Source organism: Streptomyces sp. NPDC037054, from assembly GCF_055606745.1.
In genome coordinates, this window is sequence record NZ_JBVJSJ010000001.1 from 957,999 (window position 1) to 983,125 (window position 25,127).

Below are 25,127 nucleotides of genomic sequence, written 5' to 3' on the forward strand. Positions count from 1 at the left end.
GCTCACGCTCCCGTGGCGACGAGGACGGCGGCGACCGCGAGGACGACGGTGCCGGCGAGCAGCGCGCTCACATAGGTCTGCACATTGCCGGTCTGGGCCCGCCGTACGGCGATGCCGAGCCAGCGGGGTAGGGCGCCCGCGCCGCGTACGTAGGTGTCGACGACCTCCCGGTCGAGGAACCTGACGACGCTCGCGGCGACCCGCACCGGGCGGACGAACAGCGCGGAGTACACGGCGTCCAGATGGAAGCCGCCGGCCGCGTGCCGGTGCAGCGGGCCGAGCAGCAGCCGGCCCGGGTCGGCCGGGTCGGGCGCGGACGCCACGTCGCCGTAGGCGGGGGTGTGGCTGGCGATGGCCTCGGCCTCGACCTGCCCGGCGTCGCCCTCGGGGTGGGCGGCGACGGCGCCCAGGGGGACGCGGGCGGCGAGCGCGGTGGTGTGCCGCCAGGTCGCGTAGGTGACGATGCCGCCGACGAGGGCCACGCCCGTGCCGAGCACGGAGGTGGTGAGCGTCGGGGCGAGGGAGGCGACGTCGAACCAGTGGGGCAGCAGGCGGAACGCGAGCCCGCCGAAGGCGAGGGAGGGCACGGCGAGCACCCACAGCACCGCGGTCATGGGCACCGGCTGCCTGCCGTGGTCGGGGGCCTCGGCGCCCCGGCCGCGGAAGGCCAGCAGCCACAGGCGCGTGGCGTACGCGGCGGTGAGCAGGGCGGTGAGCAGTCCGGCGACGAGGACGGTCCAGCCGGCGGCGCCGGGCGCGTGCTCGGTGTGCCCGGTCAGGACGTGCTCGGCGGCGCGGAGGACGGACTCCTTGGAGAAGAAGCCGCTGAACGGCGGGATCGCGGCGAGCGCGAGCAGCGCCACGGTCATCGTCCAGTAGGCGTCCGGGACGCGGGCCCGCAGGTTCCCCATGCGGGACATGGCGGCCAGCGAGTTGGTGCCGGCGGCGTGGATGACCGCGCCGGCGGCGAGGAACAGCAGCGCCTTGAAGGCGCCGTGGGACAGGAGGTGGAAGACGGCGGCGCCGCGGTCGCCGACGGCGAGGGCGCCGGTCATGTAGCCGAGCTGACCGATCGTCGAGTAGGCGAGGACGCGCTTGATGTCGTCCTGGGCGAGCGCGGCGAGCGCCGAGCCGACCATCGTGACCGCGGCCATGACGGCGAGGACCAGCATCGCGGCCCGCGAGGCCTCGAAGAGCGGGAGGAGACGGGCGACGAAGTAGACACCGGCGGCGACCATCGTCGCGGCGTGGATCAGCGCGGAGACGGGCGTGGGACCCGCCATCGCGTCGGGCAGCCAGGTGTGCAGCGGGAACTGCGCCGACTTGCCCGCCACGCCGGCCAGGAGCAGCAGGGCGATCAGCGTCGGGTGGTCGAGTCCGCCGCTCGCGACGGCGCCGAGGACCTTCGTGATGCGGAACGACCCGGCGTCGGTGGCCAGCGCGAACAGGCCGATGAGGAAGGGGACGTCGCCGAGCTTGGTCACCAGGAAGGCCTTCAGCGAGGCGGCGCGCGCCTCGGGGGTCTCCCAGTAGTGGCCGACGAGGAAGTACGAGCAGATGCCCATGATCTCCCAGCCGACCAGCAGCACCATCAGGTCGCCGGAGTAGACGACGAGCAGCATGGCGGAGGTGAACAGGGAGACGAGCGCGGCGTACGAGGGGTAACGCGGGTCGTCGCGGAGGTAGCCCGTGGAGTAGATCTGCACGCAGGTGGCGACGAGGCCGACCAGGACGGCGACGAGGGCGGCGAAGCCGTCGATGTGCAGGGCGAGTTCGACGGGGACGGAGCCGGTGGGCGTGAGCTCGGTGGCGGCGTCGATCGCGCGGCCGCCGTCCTGGCGCACGGCGACGAGCACGGCGAGTACCAGCGCGGCGAGCGTCGGCAGCACGGCGAGCGGGCGGACGAAGCCGGGCGCGGTGCGGCCCAGCAGCAGTCCGGCGGCGGCGCCGAGGAACGGAAGGAGGGGGACGAGTACGGCGAGGGTGGTGGTGGTCACGCGGTGGCCTCGGCCTTCTCGGCCGGGCCGGCCGTGAGGGCGTCGCTGTCGGGGTCGTCGCCGTCGGGTCCGTCGGCGTCGCGGGGCTCGGCGGTGTCGCGGAGCTTGTCGATGTCCGCGGTGCCGCGGTTGCGGTGGACGGCGAGGACGATCGCCAGGCCGATGCCGATCTCGGCGGCGGCGATGGCGATGGTGAACAGGGTCAGGGCCTGGCCGGAGTGCAGCGTCTCCTCGGCGGTCTTGCTGAGCCAGACGTCGAAGGCGACCAGGTTGAGGTTGACGGCGTTGAGCATCAGCTCGACCGACATCAGGACGAGGATCGCGTTGCGCCGGGCGAGGACGCCGTACAGGCCGGTGCAGAACAGCAGGGCGGACAGCACGGCGGGATAGGCGAGGTGCATCAGCGGGCCCCTTCCTGCGCGTCCGCCTTGGCCTTGCGGGACAGGACGATCGCGCCGACCAGGGCGGCGAGGAGGAGGACGGAGAGGGCCTCGAAGGGGAGGACCCAGTTCTGGAAGAGGCTCTCGCCGGTGGCGCGGGTGGTGCCCTCGGCGGCGCCGTCGAGGTCGATCCAGGTGGTGCGGAAGGCGTCGACGACGACCCAGACCAGGGCGGCTGCTGCGGCGACGGCCACGGTGAGGGCGGCCCAGCGGTTGCCGGAGTCGGCGTCCGGGGAGCGGCCGATGGGGGCCCGGGTGAGCATCAGGCCGAACAGGAGGAGGACGACGACGGAACCGACGTAGATGAGGACCTGCACCCAGGCGATGAACTCGGCGGTGAGCAGCAGGTATTCGACGGCGAGGCCGCCGAGGGTCACGACCAGCCACAGGGCGGCGTGCACGAGCTGCCGGGTGGTGACGGTGACGATCGCCGCGCCGAAGGTGACCAGGCCGACGAGGAGGAAGGCGATCTCGACGCCGGTCGGGGAGAGGAAGCCGTGGGTTTCGGCTGCGAGGTTCACGACTCTCCCTCCCGCGTTTCCCGCTGCTCCTCGGCCTGGACGGCGGCGAGCTTGTCCGCCGTCTTGCGGGCGGCGGCGAGTTCCTTGGGTTCCTCGGCACCGGGGTCGAGGGCGGGCGGGGCCGGCACGGTCCACATCCACTCGCGGAGCTTGTCGCGCTCGTGGGTGAGGTCGCGGATGTCGGTCTCGGCGTACTCGAACTCCGGGGACCAGAAGAGCGCGTCGAAGGGACAGACCTCGATGCAGATACCGCAGTACATGCAGAGGGAGAAGTCGATGGCGAAGCGGTCGAGGACGTTGCGGCTGCGTTCGCGTCCGCCGGGGGTGGCCGCGGGGATCGTCTCCTTGTGGGAGTCGATGTAGATGCACCAGTCGGGGCACTCGCGGGCGCACAGCATGCAGACCGTGCAGTTCTCCTCGAACAGGCCGATCACGCCGCGGGTGCGGGGCGTGAGGTCGGGCTGGACGTCGGGGTACTGCTCGGTGACGGTCTTCCTTGTCATCGTGCGCAGGGTGACGGCCAGGCCCTTGGCCAGGCCGGAGCTGGGGACGGGGGCCATTACTGGATCACCACCTTCACGATGCCGGTCAGGGCGATCTGGGCGAGGGAGAGGGGGACGAGGAGGGTCCAGGACAGTTTCTGGAGCTGGTCCTCGCGCAGCCGGGGGTAGGTGACGCGCAGCCAGATGACGACGAAGGCGAGGACGGCCGTCTTCAGCAGGGTCCACACCCAGCCGAGGCCGTCGGCGCCCCAGGGGCCGTGCCAGCCGCCCAGGAAGAGGACGGTGGTCAGGCCGCACAGGACGACGATCCCGGCGTACTCGGCGAGGAGGAACAGGGCGAAGCGGAGGCCGGTGTACTCGGTGTACGCGCCGAAGATGATCTCGGAGTCGGCGACGGGCATGTCGAACGGGGGGCGCTGGAGTTCGGCGAGGCCGGCGACGAAGAAGACGATCGCGCCGACGATCTGCCAGGGCAGCCACCACCACTCGAAGGCGTCGAGGATGCCGACGAGGGACACCGTGCCGGCGGCCATGGCGACGGACGCGGCGGTGAGCAGCATCGGGAGTTCGTACGCGAGGAGCTGGGCGGCGGTGCGCAGGCCGCCGAGGAGGGAGAACTTGTTGGCCGACGCCCAGCCGGCCATGAGCGAGCCGAGGACGCCGACGCCCATGACGGCGAGGACGAAGAAGATGCCCGCGTCGACGACCTGGCCGACGGCGCCCTCGCCGGGGCCGATGGGGATGGCGAGGAGGACGAGGAGGTACGGGAGGAGCGCGACGGCGGGGGCGAGTTGGAAGATGCGTCGGTCGGCGCCGGCCGGGACGATGTCTTCCTTCTGCGCGAACTTCACGCCGTCGGCGACGAGTTGGGCCCAGCCGTGGAAGCCGCCGGCGTACATGGGGCCGAGGCGGCCCTGCATGTGCGCCATCACCTTGTGCTCGGTCTGGCCGACGAGCAGGGGGAAGGTGAGGAAGACGACGAAGACAACGAGGAGTCGCAGGGCGACGTCGAGAGCGTCGTTCACTGCGGGCCTCCTGCGGAGTCTTCGGGGGCTTGGGGCGCTTCGGAGCCTTGAGGGGCTTCGGGGTCTTGGGGGGCCTCGGAGTCCTGGGAGGCTTCGGGGGCGTCGTCCGGCCGGTCGGTGGCGTCGTCCGGCCGGTCGGGGGCGTGCGGGTCCTCGTGCGCCGGGCGGGCGTGGTGCCACGGGGCGTCGGGGCTGCGCGGGGCGGGCTTCGGGGCGGGGGGCGCGGTGGGCGCGCCCTGCGCCACCTCACCCGGCGTCGAGTCCGCCGGCGCAGGGCGCTGGGTGGCCGAGCCCTCCGAGGCGCTGCGGGTGCGCCGGGGTCCGGGGGCGGCGCCGGTGCGCTGGGACGCCGAGCCCTCGCCGGCGCTGCGTGCCCGGCGCGGTCCGGTGGCTGGTGCGTCCGTGCCCCGGGCGTCTTCCGGCGCCGGGGCGGCCTGGCTCACCGAGCCCTCCGATGCCGTGCGGGCGCGGCGCGGTGGGCGGGCGGGGGTCTCCGCCGCCGGGGAGGGGGTGGCCGGGGTTTCCGTGGCCGGGGTCGGGGTGGCCTGGCCGGCCGGGCCCTCCGCTGCGGTGCGCGTGCGTCGTACGGGGCGGTCGCCGGCCGCGCGGCCGGCGCCGCGGGCCGGGGCGGGCGGGAGTTGGCCCTTCAGGGGGCCCCATTCGTTCGGGTCGGGGACGCCCGGCGGGAGCATCTGGCGGCGCTTGGGGCCGCCGTGTTCCGACTCGCCGGGTTCCTTGGCGCCGGGCCAGGCCTTGGCGACGCGGGCGGCCAGGACGAAGTCCTTGCGGAGGGGGTGGCCCTCGAAGCCCTCCGGGAGGAGCAGGTGGTCCAGGCCCGGGTGGCCCTCGAAGACGACGCCGAACATCTCGTGCGTCTCGCGCTCGTGCCAGCCCGCGCCCGCGTACACGCCGCCGGCGGTCGGCAGGGTCGGCGCGTCGTGCGGGACGGTCGTCCGCAGGAGCAGGCGGCGGACCGGGGACAGCGCCACCACGTGGGCGGCGACGCGGAAGCCGGTACCGGGTTCGTCCACCGCGCTCAGCCAGTCGAAGTACGTGCAGCCCAGCCGGTCGCGGGCGGTCTCCAGGGCGGGGATCCACGCGGCCGGGGGGACGTCGACGGTCAGGACCTCGTACGCCTCCTCGGCGGTGGCGTCCGGGCCGAAGAGGTCCTCGGTGTCGGCGGGCAGCCAGCCGGCCGTCGTCATCGGGTCTCCCCCTCTCCCGGCGCGGCGGCGTTCCCCGGCGCGGCGGTGTCACCGGCCGGCGTCGGGGTTGACGTCGGGGTTGACGCCGGCGGCTTCACGAGGCCGCTGGTGAGGGCGGCGGCCGACGGGCGGGGCGTCGAGGCGTAGCGCTCGCCGAGCGACTCCCGCGCGATCTTCTCCTGGAGCTTGAGGATGCCCTGGAGCAGCGCCTCGGGGCGGGGCGGGCAGCCGGGGACGTAGACGTCGACGGGGATGATCTGGTCGACGCCCTTGGTGACGGAGTAGGAGTCCCAGTAGGGGCCGCCGCAGTTGGAGCAGGCGCCGAAGGAGATGACGTACTTCGGCTCGGGCATCTGCTCGTAGAGGCGCTTGACGGCCGGGGCCATCTTGTCCGTGACCGTGCCGGAGACCACCATCAGGTCGGCCTGGCGCGGACCGGGGGCGAAGGGGATCACGCCGAGGCGGATGAAGTCGTGGCGGGCCATGGACGCGGCGATGAATTCGATGGCGCAGCAGGCCAGACCGAAGTTGAAGACCCAGAGCGAGTAGCGGCGTCCCCAGTTGAGGACGACCTTCATGGGCTCGGGGGCGAGGCGCGCGAGGGCGCCCAGCCTCTTCGGCTCGGGCAGCATCACGGGCTCGGGCTCGGGGTTCACGTCCATGTCAGGACGCCCTTCTTGTATGCGTACAGCAGGCCCACGGCGAGGAAGCCGAGGAAGATGAACATCTCCACGAGGGTCGTCGCGCCGTAGCCGTCGGCGGCGAACACGGTGGCCCAGGGGAACAGGAAGATCGAGTCGACGGCGAAGATGACGTACAGGAACGCGTAGACGTAGTAGCGGACCTGGGTGTGGGCCCAGCCCTCGCCGACGGGGTCGACGCCGCACTCGTACGTCAGGAGTTTCTCGGGGGTCGGGACGACGGGGCGCAGCAGGCGGCCCGCGCCGAAGGCGACCGCGACGAAGAGCACGCCGACGACGGCGAGCAGTCCGACGACCGAGTACGACTGGAAGTAGTCCGCCGCGACGGGGGTCGTCTCGACGCCGGTCGTGGCGACGACGGTCGGTTCCCGCACGTCCGTCCCTCGCTCCCTGCTCCCTGAGCGCCTGTGGATGTCGTTGTTCGACGATCTGTACGCACGGGAGTCTAGGCCCTGTTAAAGGGACGGTAAGCAGCCCGTCTCCCCTGTGGGCCCGAAGCGGGGTGGGGTTTTCCCCAGGGCCGGGTCGCCGGTCCACCTCATGGCGCGGGGGGCCGCCGCCGGGCACGCTGACCCGTATGACCGAACGTCTTCCGTCTCCGAGCCCGGCCGGGGCCGACGGCACCGCCGCCTCGCCGCCGCCCGCGCGTTTCGCCTACGACCGGCACACCTGGAAGGAGATCGCGCATCTCCTGGCGAACCTGCCGATGGCGCTGTTCGGCTTCGTCTACGTCATGACGGTGCTGTTCACGAGCTTCTGGCTGACCGTCACGGTCATCGGGTTCCCGTTGCTGGCGGCCGGTCTGATGGGGGCGCGGCAGATCGGGAAGCTGGAGCGGGCGCGGGCCCGGGCGCTGCTCGGGGTGCGGGTGGACGAGCCGAGTCCGCTGCCGTTGCGCCGCCGTGGCCGGGACGACGGCGGGTTCTTCGCGCACCTGTGGATGGCGCTGAAGGACCCGGTGGGCTGGCGCACGGTGCTGTACGACTTCATCCGGCTGCCCTGGGGGGTGCTGACGTTCACGATCACGTTGACGTCGCTGTTCGTGCTGTGGCCGGTGCTGCCGTTCATCGCGCGGGGTCTGACGAACGCGGACCGGGCGATGGTGCGCGCGCTGCTGTCGCCGTCCGACGAGTTGGAGCGGCGCATCGCCGAGCTGGAGTCGGACCGGGGTGTCGTGGTCGACACGGCGGCGGCCGACCTCCGGCGCATCGAGCGGGACCTGCACGACGGGGCGCAGGCCCGCCTGGTGAACCTGGCGATGGGTCTGGGTCTGGCCAAGGAGAAGCTGCTGGAGGGCCAGGCCGACGAGCACGTGGCGGCGATGGTCGAGGAGGCGCACGGCGAGGTGAAGCTGGCGCTCCAGGAACTGCGCGACCTGGCCCGCGGGATCCATCCGGCGGTGCTCACCGACCGCGGGCTCGACGCGGCGCTGTCGGCGGTGGCGTCGCGGTGCACGGTGCCGGTGAAGGTGACGGTGGACCTCACAGCCCGGCCGGTCGCGGCCATCGAGGGCATCGCCTACTTCACCGTCTCGGAGCTGCTGCAGAACGTCAGCAAGCACAGCGGGGCGCGGTCGGCGTCGGTGGACGTGTGGCGGGCGGACGACCGGCTGCTGATCCAGGTGCGGGACGACGGGCGCGGGGGCGCGCGGCTGGACGGCGGCACGGGGATGCGGGGGCTCGCGGACCGGCTGGGCGCGGTGGACGGCCTGTTCGTCGTCGACTCGCCGGAGGGCGGCCCGACGACGGTCACGGCGGAGCTGCCGTGGCGGGACCGCGACCGGGGATAGGGGTCGGTTCGCCCGGCGGGCGGGCCTCGGGCGCGCGGGGCGGGATGGGGTGGGGAAAACCCCCGTGCCAAGACGCCGACGGACTCCATGGTCCGCCGACCTGCGGCGGAGCAGTGTGGTGGTACGGCACCGGACGAGGAGAAACGGACGACACCGATGGCCATGGAGTACGGGGAGACGGAGTACGGGGTGACGGGCTACGGGGTGAGGGACCACGGGTCCGCGAGGCGCGGGAGCGGGGGGCGGGGGCCCCGGCTGCCGGTGGGGCTGCGGGCGCCGTTCGAGGGACGCTACTGGCGCGAGTTCGGCTTCGTGCTGCTGAGCCTGCCGATCAGCGTGCTGCTGTTCGTGTACGCGGTCACGATGATCTCGCTGGGCGCGGGTCTGCTGGTGACGTTCCTCGGGATTCCCGTGCTGGCGGCGGCGCTGGCCGGCTGCCGCGGGCTCGGGGCGCTGGAGCGGGCGCGGGCGCGCGGGCTGCTGGGCCTGGAGGTGGCGGAGCCGGAGCCGCTGCGGACGCGGAAGCCGGGCCCGATGGCGTGGATGGGCGCCGTCCTCAAGAGCGGCACGTCCTGGCGGGCGGTGCTGTACGCGCTGCTGCACTTCCCGTGGGCGGTGTTCTCCTTCGTCGTCGCGGTGAACTTCTGGGCGTACGGGTGGGCGCTGCTGACGTATCCGCTGTGGTTCTGGGTCTTCCCGGTGTGGGCGGGGCAGGACGGGCTTCAGCTGTACGGGGACGAGACGCACCGCGTGTACCTGGACAACCCGTTCGAGATCACGGTGACGGGGCTGGTGGGGCTGCTGTTCACGCTGGCCACGCCGTGGATCGTGCGGGCGCTGACGATGGTGGACCGGGTGATGGTGCACGGGCTGCTCGGGCCGTCGCGGCTGGCGACGCGGGTCGTGGAGCTGGAGTCGGACCGGGGTGTCGTGGTCGACACGGCGGCGGCCGACCTCCGGCGCATCGAGCGGGACCTGCACGACGGCACGCAGGCCCGGCTGGTGACGCTGGCGATGGACCTGGGGCTGGCGAAGGAGAAGCTGCGCGAGGACCCGGAGACGGCGGCGCGCATGGTCGACGAGGCGCACGGCGAGGTGAAGACGGCGCTCCAGGAACTGCGCGACCTGGCCCGCGGGATCCATCCGGCGGTGCTCACCGACCGCGGGCTCGACGCGGCGCTGTCGGCGGTGGCGTCGCGGTGCGCGGTGCCGGTGCGGGTCGAGGTGGACCTGCGGGAGCGGCCGGCGCCGGCGATCGAGGGGATCGCGTACTTCACGGTGTCGGAGCTGCTGCAGAACGTCAGCAAGCACGCGCGGGCCACGTCGGCGGTGGTGGAGGTGTGGCGCGTGGAGAACCGGCTGATGCTCCAGGTCATGGACGACGGGGTCGGCGGCGCGGACGTGAGCCGGGGCGCAGGGCTGGCCGGGCTGGCGGAGCGGCTGGGCGCGGTGGACGGCATCCTCGTGGTGGACTCCCCGGCGGGCGGCCCGACCCGAGTGACGGCCGAACTGCCGTGGCGACGCTGACACCTGGTACGCGTCGGTCGGCGGTCTGCGGTGGCGCCGGTGAGAACCGCCCGGCGTCGCCGGACGGCCGCGCGACGGCGGTGAGGTCCGCACGACGTCGCCGGAACTGTCACCGTGACGGGACGTGGAAGCCCGCGCGGCGTCGCCGGACGGCCGTGGCGGCCAGGAAGGGAGCCGAAGGGAGCCGCAGCGTGTCGGGACTTGCAGGTAGCGGCAAGTCGCCGGAACCCGTCGGCAGACCGGCGCCGTCCCTTCGGCCCGGACGGGTTGCTCAACCGGAGTCCGCTCCCCCATTCCCGGCGCCCGGCCGCATCCGGCCCGCTTTGCTGGAATGCTGGACCTGTCGCAGGCCCGCCGTGGGGCGGGCCGTCGGGCAGGGGGGCCGTAGGACGTGGAGGACAGGGTGCGGGTGGTCATCGCCGAGGACTCGGTGCTGCTGCGGGAGGGCCTGACCCGGCTGCTGACCGACCGCGGGCACGACGTCGTGGCCGGCGTCGGCGACGGGGACGCGCTGATCAAGACGATCACCGAGCTGGCCGACCGGGGCGAGCTGCCCGACGTGGTGGTCGCCGACGTACGGATGCCGCCGACGCACACCGACGAGGGCGTCCGGGCCGCGGTGCAGCTGCGCAAGGCGCACCCCGGCCTCGGGGTCCTCGTCCTGTCGCAGTACGTGGAGGAGCGCTACGCCACGGAGTTGCTGGCGGGCTCCAGCCGCGGCGTCGGCTATCTGCTCAAGGACCGGGTAGCCGAAGTACGTGAGTTCGTGGACGCCGTCGTGCGCGTGGCCCGGGGCGGTACGGCCCTGGACCCGGAGGTCGTCGCGCAGTTGCTGGGGCGCAGCCGGAAGCAGGACGTCCTCGCGGGACTCACCCCGCGGGAGCGCGAGGTGCTGGGCCTGATGGCCGAGGGCCGGACGAACTCGGCGATCGCGCGGCAGCTGGTGGTCAGCGACGGCGCGGTCGAGAAGCACGTCAGCAACATCTTCCTGAAGCTGGGGCTGTCCCCGAGCGACGGCGACCACCGGCGGGTGCTGGCCGTCCTCACCTATCTCAACTCCTGAGAACCGGTGGACCGGAGCAGGCGTCTCCGTGTCCATCATGGTGTCCATCATGCGAATGTCGAGCAAGGTGCGTGTCGCACGGACGTAGGGTTGATCCGGGTGGGCCTGCGGGAAGGCCTGTCCCGGACAGCCGTCCACCAGGGAGGTCCAGTTCAGTGACCAGCCAGGTCAGTAGCCCAGCGGAGCAGGCCGACGGAGCCGTCGTGGGAGAGCAGCGCAAACCGGCCGGGACGAAGGACGTCCGCCGGCTGGACCGAGTGATCATCCGGTTCGCGGGGGACTCGGGTGACGGTATGCAGCTCACGGGCGACCGTTTCACCTCGGAGACGGCGTCGTTCGGCAACGACCTGTCGACGCTGCCGAACTTCCCCGCGGAGATCCGCGCGCCCGCAGGGACACTGCCCGGTGTCTCGTCGTTCCAGCTGCACTTTGCCGACCACGACATCCTCACCCCCGGTGACGCACCGAACGTGCTGGTGGCCATGAACCCGGCCGCGCTGAAGGCGAACATCGGGGACGTGCCGCGCGGCGCGGAGATCATCGTGAACACCGACGAGTTCACGAAGCGGGCCATGCAGAAGGTGGGCTACGCGGTCTCGCCGCTGGAGGACGGCTCGCTGGACGGCTACCACCTGCACCCGGTGCCGCTGACGACGCTGACGGTGGAGGCGCTGAAGGAGTTCGGGCTGTCCCGCAAGGAGGCGGAGCGCAGCAAGAACATGTTCGCGCTGGGCCTGCTGTCGTGGATGTACAACCGGCCCACGGAGGGCACGGAGAAGTTCCTGAAGGCCAAGTTCGGCAAGAAGCCGGACATCGCGGCGGCGAACATCGCCGCGTTCCGCGCGGGCTGGAACTTCGGCGAGACGACGGAGGACTTCGCCGTCTCCTACGAGGTGGCTCCGGCGGCGCAGGCCTTCCCGCCGGGCGTCTACCGCAACATCTCCGGCAACCTCGCCCTGGCCTACGGCCTGGTCGCGGCGTCCCGGCAGGCGGATCTGCCGCTGTTCCTGGGCTCGTACCCGATCACGCCGGCCTCCGACATCCTGCACGAGCTGTCGAAGCACAAGAACTTCGGCGTCCGCACCTTCCAGGCCGAGGACGAGATCGCCGGCATCGGGGCGGCGCTGGGCGCGGCGTTCGGCGGGTCCCTGGCAGTGACCACCACCTCCGGCCCCGGCGTGGCGCTGAAGTCGGAGACGATCGGCCTCGCGGTGTCGATGGAACTGCCGCTGCTGATCGTGGACATCCAGCGCGGCGGCCCCTCCACCGGCCTGCCGACCAAGACCGAGCAGGCCGACCTGCTCCAGGCGATGTACGGCCGCAACGGCGAGGCCCCGGTCCCCGTCGTCGCCCCGCGCACCCCCGCCGACTGCTTCGACGCCGCCCTGGAAGCCGCCCGGATCGCGCTCACGTACCGCACCCCGGTGTTCCTGCTGTCGGACGGTTACCTGGCGAACGGCTCCGAGCCGTGGCGCATCCCGGACCTGGAGGAACTGCCCGACCTCGCCGTGCGGTTCGCGCAGGGACCGAACCACACCCTGGACGACGGCACCGAGGTCTTCTGGCCGTACAAGCGGGACCCGCAGACCCTCGCCCGGCCGTGGGCCGTGCCCGGGACCCCGGGTCTGGAGCACCGCATCGGCGGCATCGAGAAGGAGGACGGCACGGGCAACATCTCCTACTCGCCCGCCAACCACGACTTCATGGTCCGCACCCGCCAGGCGAAGATCGACGGCATCGACGTCCCCGACGTCGAGGTCGACGACCCGTCCGGCGAGGCCAGGACGCTGGTGCTGGGCTGGGGCTCGACGTACGGCCCGATCACCGCGGCCGTCCGGCGGCTGCGCGCGGCCGGCGACACGATCGCCCAGGCCCACCTGCGCCACCTCAACCCGTTCCCGCGGAACCTCGGCGAGATCCTGGGGCGTTACGACAAGGTGGTGATCCCCGAGATGAACCTCGGCCAGCTCGCCACCCTCGTCCGGGCGAAGTACCTGGTCGACGCCCACTCGTACAACCAGGTCAACGGCATGCCGTTCAAGGCGGAGCAGCTCGCCACCGCTCTCAAGGAGGCCATCGATGGCTGACACGTCCACGGAAGGCACGGGCACGATCGAGGCGCTCTCGCTCGTCCCCAAGGCCGAGGGCAAGCAGTCGATGAAGGACTTCAAGTCCGACCAGGAAGTGCGCTGGTGCCCGGGCTGCGGCGACTACGCGATCCTGGCCGCCGTGCAGGGCTTCATGCCGGAGCTGGGCCTGGCCCGCGAGAACATCGTCTTCGTCTCCGGCATCGGCTGCTCCTCCCGCTTCCCGTACTACATGAACACGTACGGGATGCACTCCATCCACGGCCGCGCCCCGGCCATCGCGACGGGTCTGGCGGCGTCCCGCCGGGACCTGTCGGTGTGGGTCGTCACGGGTGACGGCGACGCGCTGTCGATCGGCGGCAACCACCTGATCCACGCCCTGCGGCGCAACGTCAACCTCAAGATCCTGCTGTTCAACAACCGGATCTACGGTCTGACCAAGGGCCAGTACTCCCCGACCTCCGAGGTCGGCAAGATCACCAAATCGACGCCGATGGGTTCGCTGGACGCGCCGTTCAACCCGGTCTCGCTGGCGGTCGGCGCGGAGGCGTCGTTCGTGGCCCGCACGGTCGACTCCGACCGCAAGCACCTCACCGACGTACTGCGCCAGGCCGCCGCCCACCCGGGCACGGCGCTGGTGGAGATCTACCAGAACTGCAACATCTTCAACGACGGCGCCTTCGACGCGCTCAAGGACAAGGAGCGGGCCGAGGAGGCCGTGATCCGCCTGGAGCACGGCAAGCCGATCCGCTTCGGCGGCGACCTGGGCAAGGGCGTCGTCCGCGACCGGCGGACCGGGGACCTCGAGGTCGTCACCGTCACCGCCGAGAACGAGGCCGACGTCCTCGTCCACGACGCGCACGCGGCCTCCCCGACGACGGCGTTCGCGCTGTCCCGGCTGGCCGACCCCGACACGCTGCACCACACGCCGATCGGGGTGTTCCGGTCCGTCGAGCGGCCGGTGTACGACACGTTGATGGCGGACCAGCTCGACACGGCCGTCGAGCAGAACGGCAAGGGCGACCTCGCCTCCCTCCTCGCCGGCGGCGACACCTGGACCGTCATCGGCTGATCACGCGGTACCCGCTACGGGGGCCCGGGCGCACTTCGCGCCCGGGCCCCCGTCGTTTGCGGAGATCAGTGAACAGGGCCAGACACTTTCCCTTGGAAAGCGCATGCTCTAGGGTTAGTGGTACAACCACCCCCGAAGGAGCCCAGAACATGAGCATCGTCGTCACCGGCGCCACCGGAAAGCTCGGCCGTCTCGTCGTGGAGCAGTTGCTGGAGAAGGTCCCGGCCGGGCAGGTCACCGCCGTCGTGCGCGACCCGGCGAAGGCCGCCGACCTCGCCGGGCGCGGCGTGCGACTCGCCGTCGCCGACTACAACGCGCCCGAGACCTTCGACGGTCTGTTCGCGGCCGGCGACAAGGTGCTGCTGATCTCCGGGAACGAGGTCGCCAAGGGCCGGGTCGGCCAGCACCAGGTCGTCCTCGACGCCGCCAGGGCCGCCGGGGTCGCCCTGTTCGCCTACACCAGCGCCCCCGGCACCCTGAGCGCGGCGCTGGCCGACGACCACCGGGGCACCGAGGACGCGATCCTCGCCTCGGGCGTGCCCTACACGCTGCTGCGCAACGGCTGGTACCACGAGAACTACACCGAGCAGCTCGCCCCCGTCCTGGAGCACGGCGCCGTGCTGGCCGCCGCCGGCGAGGGCCGCGTGTCCTCCGCCGCGCGCGCCGACTACGCGGCCGCCGCCGTCGCCGTACTGACCGGCGAGGGCCACGAGAACCGCACGTACGAGCTGGGCGGCGACGAGGCCTGGAGCTTCGCCGAGTACGCGGCGGAGCTGAGCCGGCAGACCGGGCGGGAGATCGTCTACCGCCCCGTGTCCACCGACGAGCTGGCCGGCGTCCTGACCGGCGCCGGGCTGCCGGAACCGGTCGCGGCGATCCTCGCGGGCGTGGACGCGTGCATCGAGAAGGGCGAGCTGGTGGTCGACTCCGGCGACCTGGCCCGGCTGGCGGGCCGCCCGACGACGCCGCTCGCGGAGGCGATCGCGGTCGCCCTCAAGGGCTGACGACCCGGCCCTCCCACCGCGTCACCCCATGGAGCGGGGACTCCCGGCCTCCCGACGGCCGCCCGGTTCCGGCCGGGTCGACGGGAAGTGGCCACGCGGTGTCGGTCCCGTACTGGATCGTTGAACTCCTGTTCGGCGACCCTACGCGCGAGTAGTCTGTGCCGCAGTCACGGACTGTCACGGGCAGGTACGGAGGCAGCATGGGGGAGCCGACATTCGGCGTGCTGGGCCCGCTCCGGGTGAGGGCGCGGGGCGCACCGGGACCACTGCCACTGGGTGGCCCGAAACCGCGGGCGGTCCTCGCGACGCTGCTCCTGCAACCCGGCGCGTTCGTGTCGCTGGACGTGCTGACGGAGGTCCTGTGGCCGGGCGGCGCGCCCCGCTCGGCGGTGGCCAACGTCCGCACCTACGTCCGCGCGTTACGCCGGGCCCTGACCGCCGCCGGCATCCCCACCGACGGACTGCGCACCCAGCCGGCGGGCTACACCCTGGACGTCGACCCCGGCGACCACGACATGCTCCTCTTCGAGCGGCTCCTGGACGGCGCGCGCGCCGCCCGCGACCGGCGCGACGACGACACCGCCCTGCGCGGCTACGACGCGGCGCTCGCGCTGTGGCGGGGCAGTGTGCTCCAGGACCTGCCGTCCAGCGTGGTGTGGGACCCGGTGCTCACCCGCGTCGAGGAGCTGCGGTCCCTCGCCGTGGACGAGTGCCTGGAGGTCAGGCTGCGGCTCGGCGACTACCCGCCGCTCGTCGCCGACCTGCGCAAACGGCTCACCGAGGACCCGCTGCGCGAGGACCTGTGGCAGATGCTGGTCCGCGCCCTGCACGGCGCCGGCCGGATCACGGAGGCCCGCGCCGCCTACGCGGAGGCCGAACGCGTCCTCGCCGTCGAACTCGGCGTCGCCCCCGGCGCCCCGCTGCGCGCCACCGGCGAGGAGATCAACGGGCACGCGGCCCCGCGCCGAGCCGCTCCGGCCCCGCCGGTGTGCCAGCTGCCGATGGACGTACCGGACTTCACGGGCCGCGACACGGAGGTCGCCGCCCTGGAGGCGCTGCTGTCCGGGGCCGGGCGGCGGCCGGTCGTCGCCGTGGTGTCCGGCCCGCCGGGGTCGGGGAAGTCCACCCTGGTCGTCCATGTCGCCCACCGCGTGCGGCACATGTTCCCCGACGGGCAGCTCTTCGTGGACCTGGGCGGCATGAGCGGCCGGCCGCGCGAGGCGTCCGACGTGCTCGCCGAGATGCTGCGCGGCCTCGGCGTGATCGACAACGCGATGCCGGCCGAGCCGGGCGAGCGGGCCGCGCTGCTGCGCTCCCGGCTGGCCCAGCGACGCGTCCTGATCGTCCTGGACGACGCCGCGACCGGCGCCCAGGTCGGACCGCTGCTGCCGGGCACCGGGGGCTCCGCCGTGCTGGTCAGCTCCCGCCGCCGGATGCCGTCCCTGCCCGCGCAGCCCTTCCCGATCGGTGTGATGCGGCGCGACGAGGCCCGCGCGCTGCTCGGCCGGATCGTCGGCGAGGACCGGCTGAGCGTGGCCGGCGCGGACGCGGACCGGGTGCTCACCGGCTGCGGCTCACTGCCGCTTGCGGTGCGGATCGCCGGGGCACGGCTGGCCAACCGGCCCGGCTGGACGGTGGGCGCGCTGGCCGACTTCCTGCACGACGAGCGCGGCCGGCTCGACCAGTTGCAGACCGGCGAGCTGGAGGTGCGGGCGAGCGCCGAGCTGAGCTACCGGCATCTGCCCGAGGACGCGGCGACCGCCTTCCGCGCCTTCGGCCGGCTGCCCGCCGAGGCGGTGCCCGGCTGGCTCGTGACGGTGGCGATGGGCCGGCCCCACGAGCCCGACCACGTGCTGGAGACACTGCTGGACGAACACCTCGTGGAGGTGGTGGGCACCGACCCGCTCGGCCTCCAGCGCTACCGCATGCACGATCTGCTCCGCATCTACGCGCGTGAACTCGCCGAGGCGGACCCGCCCGGCGTCTGGCGCGAGCGCGCGCTGCGGACCGTGGACGCCCTGATCGCCCTGGCCCGCTGCGCGAACGCCGCGATGCCGACGCGTTTCCTCGGGGTGCTCGGCGAGGCGGTGCCGCTGCCCGGCCCGACCGCGGGCCTCGCCCGTGCCGTGCGGGCCCGCCCGATCGAGTGGTTCGAGAGCGAGCGCCGGGTCCTCGTCTCCGCCGTGGAGACCGCGCTGCGGTTCGGCGAGCACGCGCGGGCCGCCGACCTCGCCGTCGAACTGGCGGGCTTCTTCGACATGCGCGGCTACTACGGCGACTGGCTGCGCACGCACCGCCTCGTCCTCGACGCGGTGCCCTCCGCGACCGACGCGCGGTCCGCCGCCCTGCTGCGCAACCTCGGCCAGCTCCACCTCTACCAGGACCGGTACGGCGACGCGCTCGGCGCCTTCGAGCGGTCGCGGAAGGTCTTCGCCGCCCTCGGACACCGTTCGGGCGAGGCCGTCGCCGGGCTCGGCACCGGCTCCGTGCACCGCGTGACCGGTGATCTGGACGCGGCGCTCACCGCGTTCACCGAGGCGCTGCACGCGTCCCGGGCCGCGGGCGACCGGCACTGCGAGGCCGTCGCGCACAACGCGATCGCCTCGGTGTGGCTGGAGCGGGGCGACGCGGACGCCGCGGCGCCGTGGCTGGCGCGCGCCCTCGCCCTGTCGCGCGGCGTGGGCGACCGGCACCGCGAGGCGCAGGTCCGCCGCCGGATCGCCGTCCTGCACGAGCTGCGCGGTGAACCGCACCTGGCGCGGGCGGAGTTGGAGCGGGCGCTGGGGATCTTCGACGAGCTGACCGACACGCACTGCGCGGCGTACGTGCAGCAGAGCATCGGGGAGCTGTGCCTGCGGCTGGGTGACGCGGGGCAGGCGTCGGCGCTGCTGGTCGGGGCGCTGGCGGTGCAGCAGCAGCTCGGTGACCGGCGCGCGGAGGCGCGGGTGGCGTGTCTGCTGGGCGAGCTGCATCACGCGACGGGCCGGAAGCAAACCGCGCGGCGCTACTTCCACCGCTCGCTGTCGGCCTGGCGGCGCCTCGACGTGCGGGACCAGGCGGAGCTGGTGGACGCGAAGCTGCGGTCGCTGCGCTGACGGGCTCGCGCGGCGTGAGCGGCCTGCGCGGGCGGAAGCGGCCCGCGCGGCGCTTGCCCCGGAGTGCGGGTACGGCGGCTGCGCGACGCCGTACCCGCCCCCCGCTCCGGGGCGGCTCGGTGCGGTGCGGTGCGTTCGGGTCCGGTGCGGGATCAGCAGTTGTTGCTCGTCTGGTACCGCACGGTGTAGTCCGGGTACGACAGGCCCTGGACGACGGCGACGACGACGTTGCCGTTGTAGATCTGCTCGTAGTGCAGATGCGGGGAGATGTTGTAGAGCGCGGAGGTGGCGCCCACCTCGCCGATGCGCTGACCGCGCGCGACGGTGGCGCCCCTGGCCACGTCACGCGTCTTCAGGTGCGCGTACCGGGTCCGCCAGCCGTTGCCGTGCCCGATGACGATGGTGTTCCCGTAGCCGGTGTTCGTGGCGTAGTACGACTCCAGGACGGTGCCGCCGGCGCTGGCGAACACCCGGCGGCCGAGGTCGTCCGGGTTGCCGTTGGCGTCGTAGTGGTTCCAGTCGATGGAGTGGGCCGGGCTGTGGCCCTGCCAGTTGCTGCCGCGCCAGGTCTGACCGCAGAGGAACGGCATGCGGAACGCGGGGCGGGTCGCCGCGGCCTCGGCCTCGGTGGAGACCGTGTCCGAAGCGGCGGTGGCCGCCGGGGCCGCCGCCACCAGCGCGGCCAGGCCGAACAGCGCCGCGAGCAGCCGACGGCCGTGTCTCTTACGTCTCTGCATGGTTCCTCCCGTGGTCGCCGAGGTGACGTGGCGATTGAAGGAGGCGGGCATACAAAGCGGATACAAGCCGATACAGGCGGCCCTCCGGGCCCGGGAACCGGGAGCCGCTCGGGCACCGCTCGGGCCGCCGCTCGGCGCCGTGAAACTGTCATGACCGTATGCCGATACGGGCATGACAGGCGGGGCCGGTCGGCGTTACCTTCGTCGGTGCTGCATGTGTGGGCGGCCAGGCGAGAAGGAGGTGCCCGTGACCGGGAAGTCGAAGGGCGAGCGGCACATAGGACTGCTGAACGGCTTCGCGGCCTACGGGATGTGGGGCCTCGTGCCCCTGTTCTGGCCCCTGCTGAAGCCGGCCGGGGCCACGGAGATCCTCGCCCACCGCATGGTGTGGTCCCTGGCCTTCGTGACCGTCGCGCTGCTGGTGATCCGACGCTGGGCCTGGGCGGGCGAGCTGCTGCGGCAGCCGCGCCGACTGGGGCTGGTCACGCTCGCCGCGGCCGTCATCACCGTCAACTGGGGCCTCTACATCTGGTCCGTGAACTCCGGCCACGTCGTCGAGGCGTCCCTCGGGTACTTCATCAATCCGCTCGTCACCATCGCCATGGGCGTCCTGCTGCTGAAGGAGCGGCTGCGGCCCGCGCAGTGGGCGGCCGTCGGCATCGGCTTCGCGGCCGTCGTCGTCCTCACCGTCGGCTACGGCAGGCCGCCGTGGATCTCCCTCGTGCTCGCCTTCTCCTTCGCGGTCTACGGCCTGGTGAAGAAGAAGGTCAACCTGGGCGGCGTCGAGTCGCTGGCCGCCGAGACCGCCGTCCTCTTCCTGCCCGCGCTGGGCTATCTGCTGCTGCTCGGCTCACGGGGCGACGTGTCGTTCGGCTCGGAGGGCGCGGGGCACGCCGCACTGCTCGCCGCGACCGGCATCGTGACCGCGCTGCCGCTGGTCTGCTTCGGCGCGGCGGCGATCCGCGTACCGCTGTCCACGCTGGGGCTGCTGCAGTACATGGCGCCGGTGTTCCAGTTCCTGCTCGGCATCTTCTACTTCCACGAGGCCATGCCGCCGGAGCGCTGGGCCGGGTTCGCCCTGGTGTGGCTGGCCCTGTCCCTCCTCACGGGCGACGCCCTGCGCACCGCCCGAAAGACCGCGCGCACCCGAGCGGAACTCCGGCTGCCGCGTACGACGGCGACGGCGGCGACGGCGGCGACGGCGACGGCGACGGCGACGGCGACGGCGGAAGCGAAGGCGGAAGCGAAGGCGAAGGCGAACACCGACCCCGTGGAGGCGTAACCGGGGTCAGGCCGGGGCCGCCCGGATATAAGTGGTCGCATGACTCAGCCCGCGCAGACCCCCGCGCCCGTGCACTGGAAACTCGTCGTCGACGCGGCCGACCCGCACGCCCAGGCCGACTTCTGGGCCGCCGCCCTCCACTACGCGCTGGAGGACAACAGCGCGCTCATCGGCAAGCTGCTCGACCTCGGCGCCGCCCCCGTGGAGCTCACCGTGGAGCGCCACGGCCGGCGCTTCTGGCGGGATCTGGCCGCCGTACGGCATCCCGGGGACCCGCACGACGAGGAGAGCGGCACGGGGCTCGGGCGGCGCCTGCTGTTCCAGCGCGTGCCCGAGGCGAAGACGGTGAAGAACCGGCTCCACCTCGACCTGCACCCGGGTGAGGGCCGGCGCGACGAGGAGGTCGGGCGGCTGGAGGGGCTGGGCGCGAGCGTGCTGCGGCGGGTGTCGGAACCGTCGGGCTCGTGGGTCGTCATGGCGGACCCGGAGGGCAACGAGTTCTGCGTCCACTAGCGGGAGGGGACACGGGACACCCTCCGCTATTCGGATAGCGAAACCCCTGTCCGGATAGCGCTCTTGACGGAGGGTCAGCCGTTCCCTGAGCATCCAGGGCACCCATTCAGCCGGAATCCCCCAGGATTCCCGAGGAATTCGGAGCCCCCCACATGAAGCTCCCCGTTTCCGCGCGTGCCGTGGCCGCGGCTGTCGTCGCGGCCACCACCCTGCTGGCCGGCGGCACCGTCGCCGACGCGGCCCCCGCGCCCCTGCCGACCGCCGCGCCCGACATACCCGTCGCCAACGTCAAGGCGCACCTGACGCAACTGCAGTCCATAGCCACCGCCAACGGCGGCAACCGCGCCCACGGCCGCCCCGGCTACCGGGCCTCCCTCGACTACGTCAAGGCCAAGCTGGACGCGGTCGGATTCACCACCAGGATCCAGCAGTTCACGTACTCCGGCCGCGTCGGCTACAACCTCATCGCCGACTGGCCCGGCGGTGACACCAACCAGGTCGTCATGGCCGGCTCGCACCTGGACAGCGTCAGCTCCGGCCCCGGCATCAACGACAACGGCTCCGGTTCGGCGGCCGTCCTGGAGACCGCGCTGGCCGTGGCGCGCGCCCAGTACAAGCCCACCAAGCACCTGCGGTTCGCCTGGTGGGACGCGGAGGAGCTGGGCCTCGTCGGCTCCCGCCAGTACGTCAACAGCCTCACCACCGGCAGCCGCGCGACGATCCGCGCCTACCTCAACTTCGACATGATCGGCTCGCCCAACCCCGGCTACTTCGTCTACGACGACGACCCCGTGATCGAGAAGACCTTCAAGGACTACTTCACCGGCATCGGCGTGCCCACGGAGATCGAGACCGAGGGCGACGGCCGCTCCGACCACGCGCCGTTCAAGAGCGCGGGCGTGCCGGTGGGCGGCCTGTTCACGGGCGCGAGCCGGACGAAGACGGCGGCGCAGGCGCAGAAGTGGGGCGGCACGGCGGGCGTGGCCTTCGACCGCTGCTACCACTCGTCCTGCGACACGACGTCCAACATCAACGACACGGCCCTGAACCGCAACAGCGACGCCCTGGCCCACGCGGTCTGGCAGCTGTCGTCGTGACCCGGGGACCGCTCCTGCGGCCCGCGTCCGCGGTCCGCTCCCGTTGATCGTTGATCGTTGATCGTTGATCTAGTCCTGTGACTCCCGGGCCCGTTGGGCGAGCCGCTCCATGCGGGTGCGGATCGACTCCAGTTGCTCGATCTCGTCGGCGGCCGGTCCGCCCTCGGCCGCGAGCCCGGTCCACAGGTCGATCACCTCGCGGCCCAACTCCAGGCCGCGCGCCGGGTCGCGTACGGCACGCCAGGCGGTCGCCGCGCTCTGGACGTTGCCGTACGCGGCCTCCGCGTCGCCCAGCCGGCGGTGGACGCCGGCCAGTTCGAGGGACAGCCGCAGGGCGCGGAGCGGCTCTCCGGCCAAGTAGGCGATGTACGCGGTGAGTTCCTGGAGCCGCAGCACCTCGGGGTGCTCCGCGCCCAGCGTCCCGGCCGCCTCCGTGACGGTCTCCTCGGCCAGCCGCGCCGCCTCCTCCGTACGGCCGCCGCGGACGGCGTCGTTGATGCGGCCCATCGGCTCGGCGAGCAGCGCGGGCGCGGTGTCGTCGCCGGGCGCGGTGATCGGCTCGTCCCCGAGTACGGCCTCGGCCACGGCGTCGAAGCCGCGCGGCGGAGTCGGCTTGGGGTCGGGGTCGAGGTGGGGCGAGAGGGCGAGGTCGCGGGTCGGGGCGGGTGCGGAGGCACGGGCTGAGGCGTGGGCGGAGGCAGGCGCGCGGTTGTACGCCGGGGCGTGCGCGCCCGGGCGGGCCGCCGGGGGCGGGGCCGACTCGGAGGCGCGGCCGTGTTCCGCGGACCGGGTGGGGTCGGGTGCGGGTGGAGGTGTCGCGGCGTGCGCCCCGGCGTCCATGCGCGGCGGCGGGCCGAACGCGCCGGTCGGGGCGGCGACCGTACCGGGGGGCGCGGCGTCCGGCGCGGCAGCCCGCCCGGCGGCCCACGACGGCACGGCCCGCAGAGGGAACGTCGCAGCACCCGCCCCGGTGCCCGCGCCCTGCCCACGCGACTCGGCCCCGGACCCGGACCCGGACTCGGACTCGGGGATCGCCTTCATCCGGAAGGTGGGCGCCGACTCGGCGTGCGGCGCGGGGGCCGCCTCGTGGCCGGGCTCCGCCGCCGCCTCCGACTCGGGCACGGCCCGCATACGGAACGTCGGGGCCGACTCCCGCACCGGCTCGACGACGGGCCGCAGAAAGCGCGTCCGCCGGTCACGGGTGTCCGAGGGATCAGGCGACTGCGGTGACTGTGCCGGCTGAGCCTGGGCCGACTGAGACGACTGGTCCGCCTCGCCACCGGACGACGCGGCGGACCCGGCGGGCGCTTCGGACCCGGCGGTCCCGGCGGACGCGGCGGACCCGGCGCGCCCGGCCGGAGCGACCGTGGGCGCCGTGGGCCCGAACAGTGCGTCCATGGGCCCGGACGGCGCGACCGGCCCGGCCGGAGCCGCAGGAGCAGCGGATGCCGCAGACATCGTCGGCCGTTCGGCCGCCGGTGCGGCCTGAGTCGGCGGTGCAGCCGGAGCGGCAGGCGCAGCCGGTGCCGCAGGCGTCGCAGGCCGTTCGGCCGGCGGTGCGGGTGCCGGGGCGGACTCGGGCGTCCGTGCGGACGGAGGGGCGGACTCGGGCGTCCGTGTGGGCGCCGGACCCGCCCCAGGTGCCTGCGTCGGCGCCGGCCCCTCCCCCGCCCCGGGCGGAGTCACCGGCACCGGGTCCCCCGTCAAGTGGCTCGAGCCGTCCAGGTCGACCCGGAGGGGGATGACGTATCCCATGCGGGCGTCGTGGACCGTGGCCAGGACCGGCCGGCCGGCGGCGAGGGCGATCGTGTGGAGGCGGTTGAGGACGGCCTGCTGGATCTCCTCGCCGTCGGCCGGGGCGACCGGCACGCCGCCGACCGAGGCGCCGAGCCGCGCCGCCCCGGCGCCCCCGGCCCCGTCCGCCGCCCGTGCGGGGACCGGCACGGGCACGCGTACCTCGATCGGGGCCGGGGGAGCCTCAGGTCCCGCGCCACGCTTCTGTTCCCGCTTCTTGTCGCGGCTGAGTCGAGACATCGTCCCCTCATTCGGGTGCGCCGGGGAGTGGCCGGTCGTACGTACACCTGTCTCCGAGTCTCTCCGTTCGGCCGCGTTTCTCACGTCACCGAGGTGTCACAGGCTCGTCCCAAGCCGTGGCCGCGCCGCGGGGCGGGCCCGGTGGCATGAAATCCGCGGGACGAGGGAGGAGACCGGCATGCAGACAGGCAAGTCACCGGGGCCGGAGAGCTGGATCCGCGGGCCGGTGCCCGCACCCGAGCACGGGCCGGTACCCGCACCCGCGCCGGGGCCACCCGCCGAGGCCCGCGCCTCCGCCCGGCGCTTCTCCTGGGTCGCCACGCACGGCGGCGCCGGCGCCACGACGCTGGCCGCGGTCTACGGCGGCCACGACTGCGGACACGCCTGGCCCGGCCCCGGCGACCCGCCTTCGGTGCTGCTCGTCGCCCGCACCCACGCCACCGGCCTGGAGTCCGTCGTCCGCGCGGTGGAGGCGTTCCGGTGCGCGGAGACGCCGCCGGGGCTCGACCTGGACGCCGTGGTGCTCGTCGCGGACGCGCCGGGCCGGTTGCCGCGCCCGCTCGTCCAGCGCGTACGCGCCATCGAGTCGGTCGTCGACGTCCACCGCGTCCCGTGGGTCCCGGCCTGGCGGCTGGGCGACCTGAGCGGCGGCCGGCCGCGTGAGACGGAGACCCTGGCCCGGCTGACGCGAGCCGTGCGCTGACCCGAGCCGTGCGCCGACCTGCCCGAGCCCCGCCACCTCACCCCGCCCCCCACCCCCTTGAGCCACCCCCTTGAGGTAATTCATGCACGTGCATATGATGCAGATGCACATAATTGATGGACGCCGATCAAATTGGGGATCCCATGACTCGCCGTTTCCTCTTCGTGCTGGGCAGCAGCCGCAGCGACGGCAACACCGAACTGCTCGCCCGGGCCGCCGCCGAACAGCTCCCGGCCGACGTCGAGCAGCAGTGGATCGACCTCGCCGAGCACCCCCTGCCCGACTTCGAGGACCTCCGGCACGACAGCGACCACGTCCGGCCCACCGAGGGCGACGTCGCGCTGCTGCTGGACGCCACGCTCGCGGCGACGGACCTCGTCATCGCCTCGCCGCTGTACTGGTACGCGGTCTCCGCGCACACCAAGCGCTACCTCGACCACTGGTCGGGCTGGCTGCGCACCCCCGGCCTGGACTTCAAGGCCACGATGGCGGGCCGCACCCTGTGGGGCGTGACCGCGCTCGCGCACGAGGAGCAGGAGGTCGCCGAGCCGCTGGTCGGCACGCTCAACAACTCGGCGGCGTACCTGGGGATGCGCTTCGGCGGCGTCCTGCTCGGCAACGGCAGCAAGCCCGGCGACGTCCTGCGGGACACGGAGGCGCTGACGCGCGCGAAGACGTTCTTCGACCAGGACGCGCCCCTGGCCCGCTTCCCCTACGAGAGCTGACGGCGGG

General features: G+C 73.3%; 22 protein-coding genes. 12 read left to right on the forward strand and 10 right to left on the reverse strand.

Annotation, left to right across the window (positions count from 1 at the left end):
• Positions 1 to 2: 2 nt before the first annotated feature.
• Genes ACZ7D7_RS04225 through ACZ7D7_RS04260 form a run of 8 tightly spaced genes read right to left on the reverse strand, consistent with a single transcriptional unit; the run spans position 3 to position 6,766 of the window.
• On the reverse strand, positions 3 to 1,997 hold the full coding sequence (locus ACZ7D7_RS04225) for an NADH-quinone oxidoreductase subunit 5 family protein (protein WP_470822146.1): 1,995 nt from the start codon (positions 1,995 to 1,997) through the stop codon (positions 3 to 5).
• Positions 1,994 to 2,398: an NADH-quinone oxidoreductase subunit NuoK gene (gene nuoK / locus ACZ7D7_RS04230; RefSeq protein ID WP_470822148.1), complete on the reverse strand. Its 405-nt coding sequence runs from the start codon at positions 2,396 to 2,398 to the stop codon at positions 1,994 to 1,996. Before nuoK ends, ACZ7D7_RS04225 begins: the two co-directional genes overlap by 4 nt.
• Entirely contained in the window at positions 2,398 to 2,958 is a 561-nt protein-coding gene (locus tag ACZ7D7_RS04235; protein WP_470822149.1) for an NADH-quinone oxidoreductase subunit J family protein, read from the reverse strand. The genes nuoK and ACZ7D7_RS04235 overlap by 1 nt, the downstream gene beginning before the upstream one ends.
• A complete protein-coding gene (locus tag ACZ7D7_RS04240) occupies positions 2,955 to 3,518 on the reverse strand; it encodes a NuoI/complex I 23 kDa subunit family protein (RefSeq protein ID WP_470822150.1) in 564 nt (187 codons plus the stop codon). The genes ACZ7D7_RS04235 and ACZ7D7_RS04240 overlap by 4 nt, the downstream gene beginning before the upstream one ends.
• Positions 3,518 to 4,486 carry a complex I subunit 1/NuoH family protein gene (locus ACZ7D7_RS04245; RefSeq protein WP_470822152.1) on the reverse strand — a complete coding sequence of 323 codons (969 nt, stop codon included), beginning with the start codon at positions 4,484 to 4,486 and terminating at the stop codon, positions 3,518 to 3,520. Before ACZ7D7_RS04245 ends, ACZ7D7_RS04240 begins: the two co-directional genes overlap by 1 nt.
• The gene (locus ACZ7D7_RS04250) at positions 4,483 to 5,691 is read right to left on the reverse strand and encodes an NADH-quinone oxidoreductase subunit C (protein WP_470822153.1); all 1,209 of its coding nucleotides are present in this window, start codon (positions 5,689 to 5,691) and stop codon (positions 4,483 to 4,485) included. Before ACZ7D7_RS04250 ends, ACZ7D7_RS04245 begins: the two co-directional genes overlap by 4 nt.
• Positions 5,688 to 6,353: an NADH-quinone oxidoreductase subunit B gene (locus ACZ7D7_RS04255; protein ID WP_470822155.1), complete on the reverse strand. Its 666-nt coding sequence runs from the start codon at positions 6,351 to 6,353 to the stop codon at positions 5,688 to 5,690. The genes ACZ7D7_RS04250 and ACZ7D7_RS04255 overlap by 4 nt, the downstream gene beginning before the upstream one ends.
• Entirely contained in the window at positions 6,344 to 6,766 is a 423-nt protein-coding gene (locus ACZ7D7_RS04260) for an NADH-quinone oxidoreductase subunit A (RefSeq protein ID WP_470822157.1), read from the reverse strand. Before ACZ7D7_RS04260 ends, ACZ7D7_RS04255 begins: the two co-directional genes overlap by 10 nt.
• 203 nt (positions 6,767 to 6,969) lie before the next feature.
• On the opposite strand from ACZ7D7_RS04260, the gene ACZ7D7_RS04265 reads away from it, so the two are divergent.
• The 7 genes from ACZ7D7_RS04265 (at position 6,970) to ACZ7D7_RS04295 (ending at position 18,029) form a co-directional block, all read left to right on the forward strand.
• Positions 6,970 to 8,181 carry a sensor histidine kinase gene (locus ACZ7D7_RS04265; protein WP_470822159.1) on the forward strand — a complete coding sequence of 404 codons (1,212 nt, stop codon included), beginning with the start codon at positions 6,970 to 6,972 and terminating at the stop codon, positions 8,179 to 8,181.
• Between the two features lie 156 nt (positions 8,182 to 8,337).
• Positions 8,338 to 9,708: a sensor histidine kinase gene (locus ACZ7D7_RS04270; RefSeq protein ID WP_470822161.1), complete on the forward strand. Its 1,371-nt coding sequence runs from the start codon at positions 8,338 to 8,340 to the stop codon at positions 9,706 to 9,708.
• Positions 9,709 to 10,111: 403 nt separating this feature from the next.
• A complete protein-coding gene (locus ACZ7D7_RS04275; protein ID WP_470822460.1) occupies positions 10,112 to 10,771 on the forward strand; it encodes a LuxR C-terminal-related transcriptional regulator in 660 nt (219 codons plus the stop codon).
• A 155-nt stretch (positions 10,772 to 10,926) separates the two neighbouring features.
• Positions 10,927 to 12,858 (forward strand): 2-oxoacid:acceptor oxidoreductase subunit alpha, encoded by a 1,932-nt coding sequence (locus tag ACZ7D7_RS04280; RefSeq protein ID WP_470822163.1) that lies wholly within the window; start codon positions 10,927 to 10,929, stop codon positions 12,856 to 12,858.
• The gene (locus ACZ7D7_RS04285; RefSeq protein WP_470822165.1) at positions 12,851 to 13,930 is read left to right on the forward strand and encodes a 2-oxoacid:ferredoxin oxidoreductase subunit beta; all 1,080 of its coding nucleotides are present in this window, start codon (positions 12,851 to 12,853) and stop codon (positions 13,928 to 13,930) included. The genes ACZ7D7_RS04280 and ACZ7D7_RS04285 overlap by 8 nt, the downstream gene beginning before the upstream one ends.
• Positions 13,931 to 14,079: 149 nt before the next feature.
• Positions 14,080 to 14,934, forward strand: a complete 855-nt coding sequence (locus tag ACZ7D7_RS04290) for an SDR family oxidoreductase (RefSeq protein ID WP_470822167.1) — start codon at positions 14,080 to 14,082, stop codon at positions 14,932 to 14,934.
• Positions 14,935 to 15,134: 200 nt separating this feature from the next.
• On the forward strand, positions 15,135 to 18,029 hold the full coding sequence (locus tag ACZ7D7_RS04295) for an AfsR/SARP family transcriptional regulator (protein WP_470822169.1): 2,895 nt from the start codon (positions 15,135 to 15,137) through the stop codon (positions 18,027 to 18,029).
• 152 nt (positions 18,030 to 18,181) lie between these two features.
• Here the strand turns inward: ACZ7D7_RS04295 and ACZ7D7_RS04300 are convergent, their stop codons facing one another.
• Positions 18,182 to 18,766 carry a M23 family metallopeptidase gene (locus ACZ7D7_RS04300; RefSeq protein ID WP_470822171.1) on the reverse strand — a complete coding sequence of 195 codons (585 nt, stop codon included), beginning with the start codon at positions 18,764 to 18,766 and terminating at the stop codon, positions 18,182 to 18,184.
• A gap of 247 nt (positions 18,767 to 19,013) precedes the next feature.
• On the opposite strand from ACZ7D7_RS04300, the gene rarD reads away from it, so the two are divergent.
• The 3 genes from rarD to ACZ7D7_RS04315 all read left to right on the forward strand — a co-directional run bounded on the left by rarD (position 19,014) and on the right by ACZ7D7_RS04315 (position 21,658).
• On the forward strand, positions 19,014 to 20,048 hold the full coding sequence (rarD, locus tag ACZ7D7_RS04305) for an EamA family transporter RarD (protein WP_470822173.1): 1,035 nt from the start codon (positions 19,014 to 19,016) through the stop codon (positions 20,046 to 20,048).
• Between the two features lie 39 nt (positions 20,049 to 20,087).
• Positions 20,088 to 20,561 carry a VOC family protein gene (locus tag ACZ7D7_RS04310; RefSeq protein WP_470822175.1) on the forward strand — a complete coding sequence of 158 codons (474 nt, stop codon included), beginning with the start codon at positions 20,088 to 20,090 and terminating at the stop codon, positions 20,559 to 20,561.
• Between the two features lie 152 nt (positions 20,562 to 20,713).
• Positions 20,714 to 21,658: a M28 family metallopeptidase gene (locus ACZ7D7_RS04315; RefSeq protein ID WP_470822177.1), complete on the forward strand. Its 945-nt coding sequence runs from the start codon at positions 20,714 to 20,716 to the stop codon at positions 21,656 to 21,658.
• A 69-nt stretch (positions 21,659 to 21,727) separates the two neighbouring features.
• On the opposite strand, the gene ACZ7D7_RS04320 is transcribed toward ACZ7D7_RS04315, so the two are convergent.
• Positions 21,728 to 22,816: a tetratricopeptide repeat protein gene (locus tag ACZ7D7_RS04320; RefSeq protein ID WP_470822179.1), complete on the reverse strand. Its 1,089-nt coding sequence runs from the start codon at positions 22,814 to 22,816 to the stop codon at positions 21,728 to 21,730.
• Positions 22,817 to 23,870: 1,054 nt separating this feature from the next.
• On the opposite strand from ACZ7D7_RS04320, the gene ACZ7D7_RS04325 reads away from it, so the two are divergent.
• Positions 23,871 to 24,395, forward strand: coding sequence for a DUF6668 family protein (locus tag ACZ7D7_RS04325; RefSeq protein WP_470822181.1), 525 nt, complete (start codon positions 23,871 to 23,873; stop codon positions 24,393 to 24,395).
• A 143-nt stretch (positions 24,396 to 24,538) separates the two neighbouring features.
• Positions 24,539 to 25,120 (forward strand): flavodoxin family protein, encoded by a 582-nt coding sequence (locus ACZ7D7_RS04330; RefSeq protein WP_470822183.1) that lies wholly within the window; start codon positions 24,539 to 24,541, stop codon positions 25,118 to 25,120.
• Positions 25,121 to 25,127: the final 7 nt, after the last annotated feature.

Excerpts from the sequence above, each read along its gene's own strand:
- ACZ7D7_RS04325 (WP_470822181.1), top strand. The coding sequence starts at position 23,871 with ATGCAGACAGGCAAGTCACCGGGGCCGGAGAGCTGGATCCGCGGGCCG.
- ACZ7D7_RS04290 (WP_470822167.1), top strand. The coding sequence starts at position 14,080 with ATGAGCATCGTCGTCACCGGCGCCACCGGAAAGCTCGGCCGTCTCGTC.
- ACZ7D7_RS04310 (WP_470822175.1), top strand. The coding sequence starts at position 20,088 with ATGACTCAGCCCGCGCAGACCCCCGCGCCCGTGCACTGGAAACTCGTC.
- ACZ7D7_RS04270 (WP_470822161.1), top strand. The coding sequence starts at position 8,338 with ATGGCCATGGAGTACGGGGAGACGGAGTACGGGGTGACGGGCTACGGG.
- ACZ7D7_RS04330 (WP_470822183.1), top strand. The coding sequence starts at position 24,539 with ATGACTCGCCGTTTCCTCTTCGTGCTGGGCAGCAGCCGCAGCGACGGC.
- ACZ7D7_RS04240 (WP_470822150.1), bottom strand. The coding sequence starts at position 3,518 with ATGGCCCCCGTCCCCAGCTCCGGCCTGGCCAAGGGCCTGGCCGTCACC.
- ACZ7D7_RS04295 (WP_470822169.1), top strand. The coding sequence starts at position 15,135 with ATGGGGGAGCCGACATTCGGCGTGCTGGGCCCGCTCCGGGTGAGGGCG.
- ACZ7D7_RS04315 (WP_470822177.1), top strand. The coding sequence starts at position 20,714 with ATGAAGCTCCCCGTTTCCGCGCGTGCCGTGGCCGCGGCTGTCGTCGCG.
- ACZ7D7_RS04250 (WP_470822153.1), bottom strand. The coding sequence starts at position 5,691 with ATGACGACGGCCGGCTGGCTGCCCGCCGACACCGAGGACCTCTTCGGC.
- ACZ7D7_RS04255 (WP_470822155.1), bottom strand. The coding sequence starts at position 6,353 with ATGGACGTGAACCCCGAGCCCGAGCCCGTGATGCTGCCCGAGCCGAAG.
- ACZ7D7_RS04285 (WP_470822165.1), top strand. The coding sequence starts at position 12,851 with ATGGCTGACACGTCCACGGAAGGCACGGGCACGATCGAGGCGCTCTCG.
- ACZ7D7_RS04300 (WP_470822171.1), bottom strand. The coding sequence starts at position 18,766 with ATGCAGAGACGTAAGAGACACGGCCGTCGGCTGCTCGCGGCGCTGTTC.
- ACZ7D7_RS04265 (WP_470822159.1), top strand. The coding sequence starts at position 6,970 with ATGACCGAACGTCTTCCGTCTCCGAGCCCGGCCGGGGCCGACGGCACC.
- nuoK (WP_470822148.1), bottom strand. The coding sequence starts at position 2,398 with ATGCACCTCGCCTATCCCGCCGTGCTGTCCGCCCTGCTGTTCTGCACC.